Source organism: Kitasatospora sp. NPDC056651 (assembly GCF_042792155.1).
GTDB lineage: Bacteria > Actinomycetota > Actinomycetes > Streptomycetales > Streptomycetaceae > Kitasatospora.
In genome coordinates this window covers 70,021-82,611 of record NZ_JBHTWX010000022.1, presented here as the reverse complement: position 1 = coordinate 82,611, position 12,591 = coordinate 70,021, and the positions used below count along the sequence as shown (strand labels likewise).

Annotated in this window: 14 protein-coding genes; 1 reads left to right on the top strand and 13 read right to left on the bottom strand. The window is 73.7% G+C overall.

The window, feature by feature from the left end:
* Window positions 1–132 precede the first annotated feature (132 nt).
* Window positions 133–399: a protealysin inhibitor emfourin gene (locus ACFRAR_RS12095; RefSeq protein WP_380697486.1), complete on the top strand. Its 267-nt coding sequence runs from the start codon at window positions 133–135 to the stop codon at window positions 397–399.
* 54 nt (window positions 400–453) lie between these two features.
* Here the strand turns inward: ACFRAR_RS12095 and era are convergent, their stop codons facing one another.
* From era to ACFRAR_RS12030, 13 genes are all read right to left on the bottom strand, one after another.
* Window positions 454–1,383 (bottom strand): GTPase Era, encoded by a 930-nt coding sequence (gene era / locus ACFRAR_RS12090; RefSeq protein ID WP_380697485.1) that lies wholly within the window; start codon window positions 1,381–1,383, stop codon window positions 454–456.
* A 70-nt stretch (window positions 1,384–1,453) separates the two neighbouring features.
* Entirely contained in the window at window positions 1,454–1,630 is a 177-nt protein-coding gene (locus ACFRAR_RS12085) for a hypothetical protein (RefSeq protein WP_380697483.1), read from the bottom strand.
* A 127-nt stretch (window positions 1,631–1,757) separates the two neighbouring features.
* A complete protein-coding gene (locus ACFRAR_RS12080; RefSeq protein ID WP_380697494.1) occupies window positions 1,758–2,123 on the bottom strand; it encodes a cytidine deaminase in 366 nt (121 codons plus the stop codon).
* 16 nt (window positions 2,124–2,139) lie between these two features.
* Complete coding sequence (locus tag ACFRAR_RS12075) at window positions 2,140–2,691, bottom strand: DUF4383 domain-containing protein (RefSeq protein WP_380697482.1); 552 nt, start codon at window positions 2,689–2,691, stop codon at window positions 2,140–2,142.
* Between the two features lie 60 nt (window positions 2,692–2,751).
* Entirely contained in the window at window positions 2,752–2,988 is a 237-nt protein-coding gene (locus ACFRAR_RS12070; RefSeq protein ID WP_380697481.1) for a hypothetical protein, read from the bottom strand.
* Window positions 2,989–3,021: 33 nt separating this feature from the next.
* Window positions 3,022–4,347 carry a hemolysin family protein gene (locus ACFRAR_RS12065; protein WP_380697479.1) on the bottom strand — a complete coding sequence of 442 codons (1,326 nt, stop codon included), beginning with the start codon at window positions 4,345–4,347 and terminating at the stop codon, window positions 3,022–3,024.
* Window positions 4,348–4,366: 19 nt separating this feature from the next.
* Window positions 4,367–4,861 (bottom strand): rRNA maturation RNase YbeY, encoded by a 495-nt coding sequence (gene ybeY / locus ACFRAR_RS12060; protein ID WP_207816018.1) that lies wholly within the window; start codon window positions 4,859–4,861, stop codon window positions 4,367–4,369.
* A gap of 14 nt (window positions 4,862–4,875) precedes the next feature.
* Window positions 4,876–5,907 carry a PhoH family protein gene (locus ACFRAR_RS12055; RefSeq protein WP_380697492.1) on the bottom strand — a complete coding sequence of 344 codons (1,032 nt, stop codon included), beginning with the start codon at window positions 5,905–5,907 and terminating at the stop codon, window positions 4,876–4,878.
* Between the two features lie 281 nt (window positions 5,908–6,188).
* The gene (locus tag ACFRAR_RS12050; protein WP_380697477.1) at window positions 6,189–7,112 is read right to left on the bottom strand and encodes a ribonuclease Z; all 924 of its coding nucleotides are present in this window, start codon (window positions 7,110–7,112) and stop codon (window positions 6,189–6,191) included.
* Between the two features lie 5 nt (window positions 7,113–7,117).
* Window positions 7,118–7,471 (bottom strand): histidine triad nucleotide-binding protein, encoded by a 354-nt coding sequence (locus ACFRAR_RS12045; RefSeq protein WP_380697476.1) that lies wholly within the window; start codon window positions 7,469–7,471, stop codon window positions 7,118–7,120.
* Window positions 7,472–7,557: 86 nt separating this feature from the next.
* Window positions 7,558–8,235 (bottom strand): RDD family protein, encoded by a 678-nt coding sequence (locus ACFRAR_RS12040; protein WP_380697474.1) that lies wholly within the window; start codon window positions 8,233–8,235, stop codon window positions 7,558–7,560.
* Window positions 8,236–8,348: 113 nt separating this feature from the next.
* The gene (locus tag ACFRAR_RS12035) at window positions 8,349–11,612 is read right to left on the bottom strand and encodes a PDZ domain-containing protein (RefSeq protein WP_380697473.1); all 3,264 of its coding nucleotides are present in this window, start codon (window positions 11,610–11,612) and stop codon (window positions 8,349–8,351) included.
* Between the two features lie 108 nt (window positions 11,613–11,720).
* Window positions 11,721–12,470 (bottom strand): 16S rRNA (uracil(1498)-N(3))-methyltransferase, encoded by a 750-nt coding sequence (locus ACFRAR_RS12030; RefSeq protein ID WP_380697472.1) that lies wholly within the window; start codon window positions 12,468–12,470, stop codon window positions 11,721–11,723.
* Between the last annotated feature and the right edge of the window lie 121 nt (window positions 12,471–12,591).

Genomic DNA, 12,591 nt, shown 5'->3' with positions numbered 1-12,591 from the left:
GCTCCCGGGAGCTCCCGGGGCCCGGTCGGGAGGCCGGTCGGGAGGCCGGTCGGGACCGGGTCGAGGCGGACCCAAGGTCACGGTCCGGGAAAAGACCGGCAAACCCCCTCCCCGGGGAGCACCATGGGCACCATGCGCATCCAGGTGACCCGGACCGGCGGCTTCGCGGGGATCGCCCGCCAGGCGGAGATCGACACCGACGACCGCACGGACGCCCCGCACGTCCACGCGCTCGCCCGCGAGGCCGTCGCGGGCGGGCTGCGCGCGCCCTCGTACGGGGTGCCGGACGGCTTCCACTACGAGATCACCGTCGACGGCCGGACGGTCTACTGCGCCGACCCGAAGCTCACCGACTCGCAGCGCGAGCTGGTCTCCCTGGTGCTGCGCGAGGGCGCGTAGCGGGCGCGGCCCTCGCGCGGCACCGGCGGACCGGCGGACCGGCCCGACGATCCGTCAGAAGCCCAGCTTGCGCAGCTGCTTGGGGTCGCGCTGCCAGTCCTTGGCGACCTTGACGTGCAGGTCCAGGAAGACCGGCGTGCCGAGCAGCGCCTCGATGTGCTTGCGGGCGGTCGTGCCGACGTGCTTGAGCCGCGAGCCCTTGGCGCCGATCACGATCGCCTTCTGGCTCTGCCGCTCGATGTAGACGTTGGCGTGGATGTCCAGCAGCGGACGGTCCGCCGGGCGGCCCTCGCGCGGGAGCATCTCCTCGACCACCACGGCCAGCGAGTGCGGCAGTTCGTCGCGCACGCCCTCCAGCGCGGCCTCGCGGATCAGCTCGGCGACCATGATCTGCTCGGGCTCGTCGGTGAGGTCGCCCTCCGGGTAGAGCTGGTCGCCCTCCGGCAACAGCTTGGTGAGCAGGTCCGCGACCAGCTCCACCTGCTTGTCGCCCACGGCGGAGACCGGGATGATCTCGGCCCACTCGAAACCCAGCTCGATGCCGAGCTGGTGGATGGCGATCAGCTGCTCGGCCAGCCGCTTGGAGTCGACCAGGTCGGTCTTGGTGACGATGGCGACCTTCGGGGTCTTCTTGATCCCGGCGATCTCCTTGGCGATGAACTTGTCGCCGGGGCCGATCTTCTGGTCGGCGGGCAGGCAGAAGCCGATCACGTCGACCTCGGCCCAGGTGGTGCGGACCAGGTCGTTGAGGCGTTCGCCGAGCAGGGTGCGCGGCTTGTGCAGACCGGGGGTGTCGACCAGCACCAGCTGGGCGTCGGGGCGGTGCACGATGCCGCGGACGGTGTGCCGGGTGGTCTGCGGGCGGTCGGAGGTGATCGCGACCTTCGTCCCCACCAGGGCGTTGGTCAGGGTCGACTTGCCCGCGTTGGGCCGGCCGACGAAGCACGCGAACCCGGAGCGGTACGAGGAGGAAGGGGCATTCATGGGCTCCATTCTCCCTGATCACCGGAGCGCTGCCGCCCCGGCCCACCCCCGGGGGCTCCCGGGGCGCCGGTCAGCCCTTCTTGCCGCCCTTGCCGCCCTTGCCGCCGGTGGGGATCAACGAGACCACCACCAGCAGCAGGAGGAAGCCGAGCGAGCCGTACAGCCAGACCTCCGACCCGGTCTCCTGCCACTTCCCCAGCCCCATCACGAACAGCAGCAGCCCGGCGAAGAACGCCACCGCCCCCATGCCCCCAGCCCCCTCACCGAGTCCACTCCCCCGGTGAGATTATCGGCCCGACAGGGGCGGGGGCCATGCCGTACCGGCATGACCCCCGCAGGCCCCCACAGGCCCCCACAGACCCCCGGACGGGGCCTCAGCGCGCCTCGGCGGCCAGCCGCAGCACCCCGTCCGGACCGGCCAGCAGCACCGGCGTCCCGGCCCCGCCCAGGTCCCGCACGGCCGCCAGGTCCGCCTCGTCCGGCTGCTCCGCCTCGCTCACCACGGCCGCCGCCTCCAGCGACCTGGCGCCGCTGGCCACCGCCATCGCCACCGCCGTCCGCAGGGCGCTCAGCCGCAGCGACTCCAGCGCGACCGTCCCGGCGACGTAGGTGCGCCCGGTCTCGTCACGCACCGCGGCCCCCTCGGCGACGCCGTTGCGGGCGCGGACCGAGCGGGCCAGGGTGATGATCTTCTTGTCTTCGGGGTCGAGCTCGACGATGTCACTCATGCCGCCGAGCATAGGCACCCGGCGCCGGTCAGTGGCCGACCGGGTGGGTCCGCCCGGCGTTCGGTCGGAGGACCTTGACGAAGGTCTTGGCGGCACCGGCCGGCCGGCCGTCCTCGGCCTCGATCCGCTTGCGCCAGTACGGGTTGTCGTGCGGCAGGTGGCCGCTCACCCGGCCGTACATCCCGAAGGTGGTCAGGACGATGCCGAAGATGAAAGCGAACAGCACGTTCGACATCCGGAAGTTGAGGATGTTCGCGTCCGGCCGCCCGAGCACCGTCAGACCGTAGAAGCCCGACAGGACGAACAGCACGCCCACCGCCATGTTGAGGTTGGACGCGAAGTTCCCGCCGATCACCGCCCCGAGCACCAGGACCGCGCCCGCCACGATGGACAGGATGCTCAGCGCCCCGTTGGTCGACAGGCCGGCGATCCGGTCGCCGTGGGTGGCCAGGAACCCGGGGTGGTCGGCCAACCCCAGGCCCCCGAACACGATCAGGAAGATCCCCCCGAGCCCGGCCCCGATCCGCCACACCATGGCCAGGCGGCGGTCGACGGGCGTCAGCGTGTCTTGCAGCTTCATGGCGACCTCCAGAGCTCGGCCATGCGGTGCCTGGATCCAGGCCCCAGGGCCGGACAGGGCCTAGCTGTAGGGATGGTGGCTCTCCATGTGCGGTGTCTCGTGCAGGTAGAGCGAGCCGCACTGCTGGCAGCAGCGCAGCCCGGTGCCCCACTCCTCCTCGGGCCGCGTCTCGGCGTCGTCGGACATCGTCCGGCCGCAGAGCGCCACCGACAGGTCCTCGTCCCGCACCACGTGCCAGGACTTGACTCCGCCGGCCGCCCCCTGCGGGCCGTACTCCGCGCGAAGTTTGTGCGTCATGCCCTCCATGGTCGCTCGGCGACCGCGGACCCGCTACTCGCCCGCCGGCTCCCCGGCGTCCTCGGCGGCACGGACGGGCGAGGCCACCATCGAGCCGATCCGGTTGCGGCGGCCCGCCGAGGACTCGGCCGTCAGCAGGATGCCGGTCAGACCGTCGCCGCCCGACTCCGGCAGCGGGATCTCGCAGGAGGAACCGGGGATCGGCACCCGGCCCAGGTGCTTGGCCAGCAGGCCGCCGACGGTCTCGACGTCCTCGTCCTCCAGCTCGATGCCGAACAGCTCGCCCAGGTCCTCCACCAGCAGCCGGGCGGTGATCCGGTACGAGCCGTCGCCGAGGTCCTCCACCGGGGCGATCTCCCGGTCGTACTCGTCGGTGATCTCCCCGACGATCTCCTCCAGGACGTCCTCGATGGTGACCAGGCCCGCCGTGCCGCCGTACTCGTCGATCACGATCGCCACGTGCGAACGGCGCTGCTGCATCTCGCGCAGCAGGTCGCCGGCCGGCTTGGAGTCCGGGACGAAGACGGCCGGACGCATCACCGCGCCGACCTCCTCGGCCTCCGCCTCCCGGTTGATGTGGGTGCGGCGCACCAGGTCCTTGAGGTAGACGATGCCGACCACGTCGTCCTCGTTGTCGCCGACCACCGGGATCCGCGAGAAGCCCGAGCGCAGCGCCAGGGTGAGCGCCTGCCGGACGGTCTTGTGCCGCTCGATCATCACCAGGTCGGTGCGCGGCACCATCACCTCGCGCACGATGGTGTCGCCCAGCTCGAAGACCGAGTGCACCATCCGGCGCTCCTCGTCCTCGATCACGTCGTCCTTCTCGGCGAGGTCCACCAGCGCCCGCAGCTCCGCCTCGGAGGCGAACGGGCCCTCCCGGTAGCCCTTGCCCGGGGTCAACGCGTTGCCGAGCAGGATCAGCAGCCGCGGGATCGGGCCCAGCACCGCCGCCAGCGGCAGCAGCACGAAGGAGGCCGCGGTCGCGGTGGTGATCGGGTGCTGGCGCCCGATCGTGCGCGGTGAGACCCCCATCGCGACGAAGGACACCAGCACCATCACGCCGAACGCCAGCAGCACGGCCTGCCAGGTCGGGCTGACGTTGCGCACGCACACCACGGTGACCAGGACGGCCGCCGCCATCTCGCTGGCCACCCGGATCAGGGTGGCCAGGTTGAGGTAGCGGATCGGGTCGGCGGCGACGATCAGCAGCCGCGCGGAGCCCCGGCGCCCGGTGCGCACCGCCTCCTCCGCCCGGAACCGGGAGACCCGGGAGATGCCCGCCTCGGCGCACGCGGCCAGCCAGCCGAGCACGACGAGCAGCACGGCACCGAGGATGAAGCTCGTACTCTCACCACTCACAGGGGTTCGGGCTCCGCGCTCAGTGGGTGGTGGGGGCCGGGGAGATGCCGCCGAGGCCGCGGCCCGCCCGCCAGTCGTCCAGGATGCGCTTCTGGAGGGCGAACATCTCCTCCTCCTCCTCGGGCTCCTCGTGGTCGTAGCCGAGGACGTGCAGCACCCCGTGGACGGTGAGCAGCTGCAGCTCCTCGTCCATCGAGTGCTTGGAGGGGGCCGCCTTGCCCTGCTGCTCGGCCACCTCGGGGCAGAGCACGATGTCACCGAGCAGACCCTGCGGCAGCTCCTCGCCCTCCTTGCCGGGGCGCAGCTCGTCCATCGGGAAGGACATCACGTCCGTGGGCCCCGGCAGGTCCATCCACTGGATGTGCAGCTCCTCCATCGCCGCACCGTCCACCAGGATCACGGACAGTTCGGACTGCGGGTGGATCCGCATCTTGTCCAGTGCGAAGCGGGCGACGTCGAGGATGGCTTCCTCGTCGGCCTCCCAACCGGACTCGTTGGCGATGTCGATCGACATGAGGTGCTGTGTGCTCAGCTTTCGGTGCGATGGGACTGTCGGGGTGCTCGGGCTGCCGCGGCCTTGCCCGGCCGGCGCTGGGCCGACTTGCGGGACACCGGGGAGAACTCCTCGGCCTCCTGCCGGGCGTCCCAGCGCTCGTAGGCGTCCACGATCCGGCCGACCAGCTTGTGGCGGACCACGTCGGTGCTGGTGAGGACGGAGAAGTGGATGTCGGGCACGTCGGCCAGGATCTCCTGGACGACCTTGAGGCCGCTGCGGGTGCCGCCCGGGAGGTCGATCTGGCTGGTGTCGCCGGTGACCACCACCCGGGAGTTGAACCCGAGACGGGTGAGGAACATCTTCATCTGCTCGGGCGAGGTGTTCTGGGCCTCGTCGAGGATGATGAAGGCGTCGTTGAGGGTGCGGCCGCGCATGTACGCCAGCGGTGCGACCTCGATGGTGCCGGCCGCCATCAGGCGCGGGATGGAGTCCGGGTCCATCATGTCGTGCAGCGCGTCGTACAGCGGGCGCAGGTACGGGTCGATCTTCTCGTAGAGGGTGCCGGGCAGGAAGCCCAGCCGCTCCCCCGCCTCGACCGCCGGGCGGGTCAGGATGATCCGGTTGACCTCCTTGGCCTGGAGGGCCTGGACGGCCTTGGCCATCGCCAGGTAGGTCTTGCCGGTGCCGGCCGGGCCGAGGCCGAAGACGATCGTGTGCTTGTCGATCGCATCGACGTAGCGCTGCTGGTTGAGGGTCTTCGGGCGGATCGTCCGGCCCCGGTTGGACAGGATGTTCGCGGTGAACACCTGGGAGGGCGCCGGGCTGTCCGGGTCCTCGCGCTGGCTGCGGAGCATGGCGATGGAGCGCTCCACGGCGTCCTCCGTCAGGGGCTGGCCGGTGCGCAGCACCAGCATCATCTCGTTGAAGAGCCGCTGGACGAGGGCGACCTCGGCCCGCTCCCCGGTGGCGGTCACCTCGTTGCCGCGCACGTGGATGTCCGCGGCGGGGAAGCCCTGTTCGATCACGCGCAGCAGCGAGTCCGCGGTGCCGAGCAGGGTGACCATCGGGTGCTTCTCGGGGATGACGAACCGGGCGCTGACGCGGCCGTCGTCAGCGGGTTCGGGGCGCGACTGTCCGTTGGTACGGGTCTGCGATGTGTCACTCATGGGTCGGCGCTGAGGCCTGCCTCATCCCATCCGTGGTGTCGTGTGCCGCTCGGGGTCTCCGGGGCACCAGGGTACGCCGCGAGCGTGATCGCCGGGGCGGGCGGCGGGGCCGCACCCGTCGATGCTCCGGCAGTTCGGGGGCCGGCGCGAACGCTTTTTCCCGGCGCCCGCCGTGCCGTTCACACCGGACGGCGGGGCGGGACGGGCACCCGGTCGAGGTCCGCGGCCAGCACCAGTTCCCCGTCGAAGTGCTTGCGGGCGTCGGCCAGGTGCTGGCCGAGGTCCGGGTAGCGCTGGGAGAAGTGGGTCAGCACCAGGGTGCGCACCCCGGCCTCGGCGGCGACCTTGGCGGCCTGCCCGGCGGTGAGGTGGCCGTGCTCCTCGGCGAGGCGGGCGTCGGCGTCGGTGAAGGTCGCCTCGACCGCCATCAGGTCCGCGCCCTCGGCGAGCCGGTGCACGCCCTCGCACATCCGGGTGTCCATCACGAAGGCGAACTTCTGGCCCGGCCGCGGCTCGCTGACCTCCTCCAGGGTCACGGTGCGGCCGTCCGCCTCGATCGCGCCCTCGTGCTGGAGCCGGCCGACCGCCGGGCCGCGCAGGCCGGACGCGGCGAGCTTCTCCGGCACCAGCCGGCGGCCGTCCGGTTCGGACAGCCGGTATCCGAAGGACTCCACCGGGTGGTCCAGCCGGACGGCGTCCAGCGCGAAGCGGGCGCCCGGCGCGGGCAGCGGGCCGGCCTCGTCGATCGGCCGGGGCCGCAGCACGGCCGTCTCGTGGTAGGCGGTGGAGTGCCGCAGCCGCTCGAAGTAGACCTCGCCGGAGGCCGGGAAGTAGACGTCGACCGGGTGCGGGACCCGGTCGAGGTTGATCCGCTGGATCACCCCGGCCAGGCCCAGGCAGTGGTCCCCGTGGAAGTGGGTGACCGCGATCCGGGTGATCTGGGTGGCCGTGACCCCGGCGTGCAGCATCTGGCGCTGGGTGCCCTCGCCGGGGTCGAACAGCAGGCCCTCGCCGTCCCAGCGCAGCAGGTAACCGTTGTGGTTGCGGTGCCGGGTGGGCACCTGGCTGGCGGTGCCGAGGACGACGAGTTCGCGCTGGGACACCGCGATCAGACCATGCGCTCGGTCATCGACATGCCGCCGAGCACGTGGACGTGCGCGTGGAAGACGGTCTGCCCGGCGCCCGCACCGGTGTTGAAGATCAGCCGGTAGTCCTCGATGCCCTCGTCCTTCGCCACCGCGCCCGCCTCGGCGAGCAGTTCACCCGCGACCTCCGGCTCGGCGGCGGCCAGCGCGGCCGCGTTCGGGTAGTGGGCGTGCGGGATCACCAGCACGTGCACGGGCGCCTTGGGGGCGATGTCGCGGAAGGCGAGGGTGCGCTCGGTCTTGCGCACCACCGTCGCCGGGATCTCGCCCGCCACGATCTTGCAGAACAGGCAGTCGGGCTGCGGCTCGCCGGCCATGGCGCGCTCCTCGGGATCGGTACGTCGGGTGTGGTGGGGCCCGTACGGACCCGGGACCGGACGGGCCCCGGCCGTACGGGCGCAGCCTAGCCGAGCCGGGCGACGGCCTGCTGGTACTCCTGGAGGTGCCTCCAGCGCACCGCGCGCATGCCGACGACGTCGCCCTCGTCGGTGTCGAAGTCCTCGGTGAGGAAGGCGACCGCGAGGATCACGAAGCCGAGCAGCCAGCGCCTGGTGAGCCGCCAGGTGTCGGGCCGCGTCACGCCCTTGCGGCGCACCACCCGCATCGCCAGGACCCCCTTGCCCACGCTGAAGCCGGTCAGCCGGGCGAGCACCACCTGGTTGAGGAAGGACACCGCGAGGCCGACCGCCAGCAGCGCCACGAAGTACGGCACCACCGGGCCGCCGCTGTGCACGGTGTGGCCGGCCACCTGCCGGGTGGTCGGGCGGCTCGCGGCGTTGGCGGCCACGAAGCCGAGGCCGATCGCGAGCAGCCAGTCGAGCACGATCGCGAGGAAGCGCCGGCCGCCGCCCGCCTCCCTGGGGCAGGGCGGCAGCGCCGGCCGCTGCTGGTACGGCTGCTGCGGCTGCTGCGGGTAGGGGTTCGGGTACGGCTGGGCGTACGGCTGCGGCGCGTAGCCCTGGTGCTGCTGCTGGTACGGCTGCGCCGGCGGGTAGGGCTGCGGCGGCGGCTGCTGCGGTGCGTGCTGCTGCGGTGCGTAAGGATTCCGGCCGTACTGCGGCGGTGGATAGCCCTGCGCCATGTGGTTCCCCCGTGAGCTGTGGATCAAGAAACAGCCCCGCATCCTACCCACGCCCGCGCACCCCGGAGCGGGAAGCGAGCGGGAAGCCGGCCGGGCCGGCTTCCCGCTCCCGGTCACTGCCGCCAGGGCAGCGCCGGCCCGGTGCGGGCCGGCGTCCCGGCGAGCGCGGCCAGGGCCAGCCGGACGCCCTCGGACAGCTGCGGGTCCTCACCGGCCGCCCAGTGGTGCGGGGCGTACGGCACCTCGACGTCCGGGTCGACGCCGTGGTTCTCCAGGCCCCAGCCGTAGTTCTCCACCCAGAACGCGTACTTGGGCTGGGTGACCAGGGTGCCGTCGACCAGCCGGTAGCGGCTGTCGATGCCGATCACCCCGCCCCAGGTGCGGGTGCCGACCACCGGGCCGATGCCGAGCGCCTGGACGGCGGCGTTGACCACGTCGCCGTCCGAGCCGGAGAACTCGTCGGCGAGCGCGACGACCGGCCCGCGCGGGGCGTCCTCGGGGTAGGGCACCGGGTGGTCGGTGTCCCGGGCGACGTTCCAGCCGACGATCCGGCGGGCCAGCTTCTCGATCACCAGCTCCGAGGTGTGGCCGCCCCGGTTGCCCCGGATGTCGACGACCAGGCCGTCCCGGGCCATCTCGGTGGCCAGGTCGCGGTGCAGCTGGGCCCAGCCGGCCGTCTGCATGTCGGGCACGTGCAGGTAGCCCAGCCGCCCGCCGGACAGCTCGCGCACCGCGGCCCGCCGCCCGGCCACCCAGTCGTGGTAGCGCAGCGGCTCCTCGTCGGCGAGCGGGACGACCACCGGGTGGCGGCGGTCGGTGCCGTCCTTCCCCGCCACGGTCAGCTCGACCGGCTGCCCCGCGGTGCCGGCCAGCAGCGGAGCCGGGCCGGTGACCGGGTCCACCGGGCGGCCGTTGACGGCGAGCACCGCGTCGCCCGGGCGGATCGCGGCGCCGGGCGCGGCCAGCGGCGAGCGGGCCCTGGGGTCGGAGGACTCCCCTGGCAGGATGCGGGCGATCCGCCACCGCTCGCCGTCCCGGACCAGGTCGGCGCCGAGCAGGCCCTGGCGCCGGGCGGGCTCGGTGTACCGGCCGTACGGCAGCACGTAGGCGTGCGAGGTGCCGAGCTCGCCGTGCACCTCCCAGAGCAGGTCGACCAGTTCGTCGTGCGAGCCGACCCGGTCGACCAGCGGGCGGTAGCGCTCCAGCACCCCGGTCCAGTCGACGCCGGAGAGGTCGGGGCGCCAGAAGTTGTCCCGCATCAGCCGGCCGTTCTCGGCGTACATCTGCCGCCACTCGGCGGCCGGGTCGACGGTCACCCGCAGCCGGGCGAGGTCGACGGTGGTCTCCTCGTCGTCGCCGCCCTTGTGGTCGGCCGGGACGACCCGCAGCTCGCCCTCGTCCAGCACGGCCACCCGGGTGCCGTCCCCGCTGACCGCGAAGCCGTCCAGCCCGTGCACCAGTTGCTCGACCCGGCGCTTCTTCAGGTCGAAGCGCTCCAGCACCGCACGGGGCCGGTCGTCGTCCAGCGAGGCCGCCTCGTCGCCGAGTTCGCCCAGCAGCGGGGACCTGGTCCAGAGCACGCCGTCCTTGGCGGCGGCCAGGTCCTCGAAGCGCCCGCCCTCGACCGGGAAGGGGACGATCCGGTCGGCGATGCCGTCCAGGTCGACCCTGGTGACCGACGCGGCGTCGGCCGCCTCCTCGCCGTCCGCCTTCCGGGCCTTCGGCTCGTCCTCCTCCCCGCCGAGCGGGCGCCCGGCCCGCTGCGGCCCGAACGGGGAGGGCGTGTCGGCGGCCAGCGTGACCAGGTAGGGGCGGCAGCCGTTCGGGAAGGCCAGGTCGAAGACGTGCGCGTCGTAGACCGGGTCGAAGTTGCGCACCGACAGGAAGGCCAGATGGCGGCCGTCCGCGGTGAAGGAGGGCGAGGTGTCCACGAAGCGCGGCTGGGTGACCTCGCCGACCGTCCGGGTTGCCAGGTCGGCCAGCACGATCTGGCGCAGCGAGGACGGGCCCATCCCGCGCACCGGGCGCGACCAGGCCAGCCAGGCCGAGTCCGGGCTGAAGGCCGGCCCGGAGACCTCGCCGTCGGTGCTGCGGTCCAGCTCGTGCACGGCGCCGTCGGCCAGCGCGACCAGCAGCACCCGGCCGTCGTGCACGCCGAGCGCGGCCTGCTTGCCGTCCGGGGAGACCACCAGCGCGTTGACCCGGCCGAGCTGCCCGGCGGCCAGTCGGCGGCGCTCGGCGCCGTGCAGGTCGGGGGCGAACTCCAGGGCGTCCTCGCCCTCGGCATCGGACACCCAGAGCACGCCCTGGCCGCCGTCCTCGCCCGGCACCACCCGCACCAGGCGCCCGCGCACGCCCGGGGTCTCGTCCAGCACCCGGGCCGGGCCCTCGCGGTGGGTCAGCCAGTGCACGCCGCCGCGCACCACCACGGCGCTGCCCCGGCCGGTGCGGTCGGGGGCGACGGAGTCCAGCCAGTGCGCGGCGGGCACCGGGCGGGGGCGGCGCCCGGCCCGCGGACCGGCCAGCCGGACGTCCAGTCGGCGCGGCTCGGCGCCCGCCAGGTCGTCCAGCAGCCAGAGGTCTCCGGCCCGGTGGAAGACCACCCGGGTGCCGTCGGTGGCGGCGCCGCGGGCGTAGAAGCCGTCCGGGTCCGAGGTGTGGCGGCGCAGGTCGGTGCCGTCCGGGCGGCTGGACCACAGCTCGCCGACGCCCTCGTGGTCGGACAGGAAGCCGATCCGGCCGCCTTGCCCGTCCTCCCCGGCCACCCACAGCGGCGAGTCCAGCTGCCCGTCCAACTCCGCGTGCACCCGGTCGAATTCGTCCCGGCCGAGCCACAGCTTGCCGGCCCGCCCACCGCGGTAGCGCTTCCACCAGGCGGGGTCGCGGCCGCTGACGCTGCCCAGCAGCACCCGGTCCCCGCCCGGCTCGAAGGCGATCCCGCCGACCGGCCCGTACGGCAGCCGCCGCGGCTCGCCGCCGTCCAGCGGCACGGCGTGCGCCCAGGTGCGGCGCGCACTGGCCTCACCGGCGGCGGTGGCCGCGATCGGACGGCCGTCGGCGGTCCAGCCCAGCACCCGGGTCTGGTGGCTGCCCCAGTGGGTGAGCCGGCGCGACGGGCCGCCGTCCACCGGCACCACGTGCACCTCGGGGGCGCCGTCCCGGGTGGAGGTGAAGGCGAGGTGCCGGCCGTCCGGGGAGAACCGCGGGTGGTGGACCGGCAGGTGGTCGGCCGTCAGCCGCCAGGCCCGGCCGCCGTCCAGCGGGGCGAGCCAGAGGTCGTCCTCGGCGACGAAGGCGACCAGGTCGCCGTGCAGGTGGGGATGGCGCAGGTAGGCGCCCGCCGAGCTGGTCGGGGAGGTGCTCAGGGAGTCCGTCACCCGGTCAGCCTAGGCAGGTGCGCGTACGATCCGCTCCGATTTTCACAGACTCCCCGGCACCGCCCGCGGACGCGTGTTACGGCCGGTACGGGCGGTGCCGCGGAGCCGTCACGACCAGCGGCCGGTGCGCCCCAGCAGCAGCGCGCCGGCGGCCACCCCGGCGGTCGAGGTGCGCAGCACCGAGGGGCCCAGCCGGTACGGCTTCGCCCCCGCCTCGGCGAAGGCGGCCAGCTCCTCCGGGGAGACCCCGCCCTCCGGGCCGACCACCAGCACGATGTCCCCGGAGCCGGGCAGCGCGGCGTGCGCCAGCGGTTCGGCGCCCTCCTCGTGCAGCACGGCGGCGAACGCGGCCCGCGTCAGGAGGGGCGCCAGCTGCCGGGTGGTCATCGGCTCGCGCACCTCGGGGAAGCGCACCCGGCGCGACTGCTTGCCCGCCTCCCGGGCGGTGGCCCGCCACTTGGCGAGCGCCTTGGCACCGCGCTCGCCCTTCCACTGGGTGATGCAGCGCGAGGCGGCCCACGGGACGACCACGTCCACGCCGACCTCGGTCATGGTCTCCACGGCCAGCTCGCCGCGGTCGCCCTTGGGCAGCGCCTGGACGACGACGATCCGCGGCGCGGGCTCCGGCTCCCGGCGCACGGCGGCGACCGTCACGTCGATCGCGTCCTTGCCGATCACCTCGGCGACCGTGCCGTCCACGCCGAGCCCCAGCCCGTCGGCCAGGGTCACCGCCTCGCCCGGCTCCAGCCGCTTCACCGCGGCCGCGTGCCGCCCCTCCGGGCCGTCCAGGCGCACCACGGCCCCGGGCGCGGCGGCGGCGATCCGCTCGGTCTCGACGACGAAGACGGGCGCGGTCATGACGGGTACCTCCAGGAGTGGGACGAAAACGCGGAGGAGGTGCCGGGGTCCGGACCCCCGCACCACCACACCGGCGGCAGACCGCCCGGTTAATAGACCATAAGACACGAGAAACGGCCCA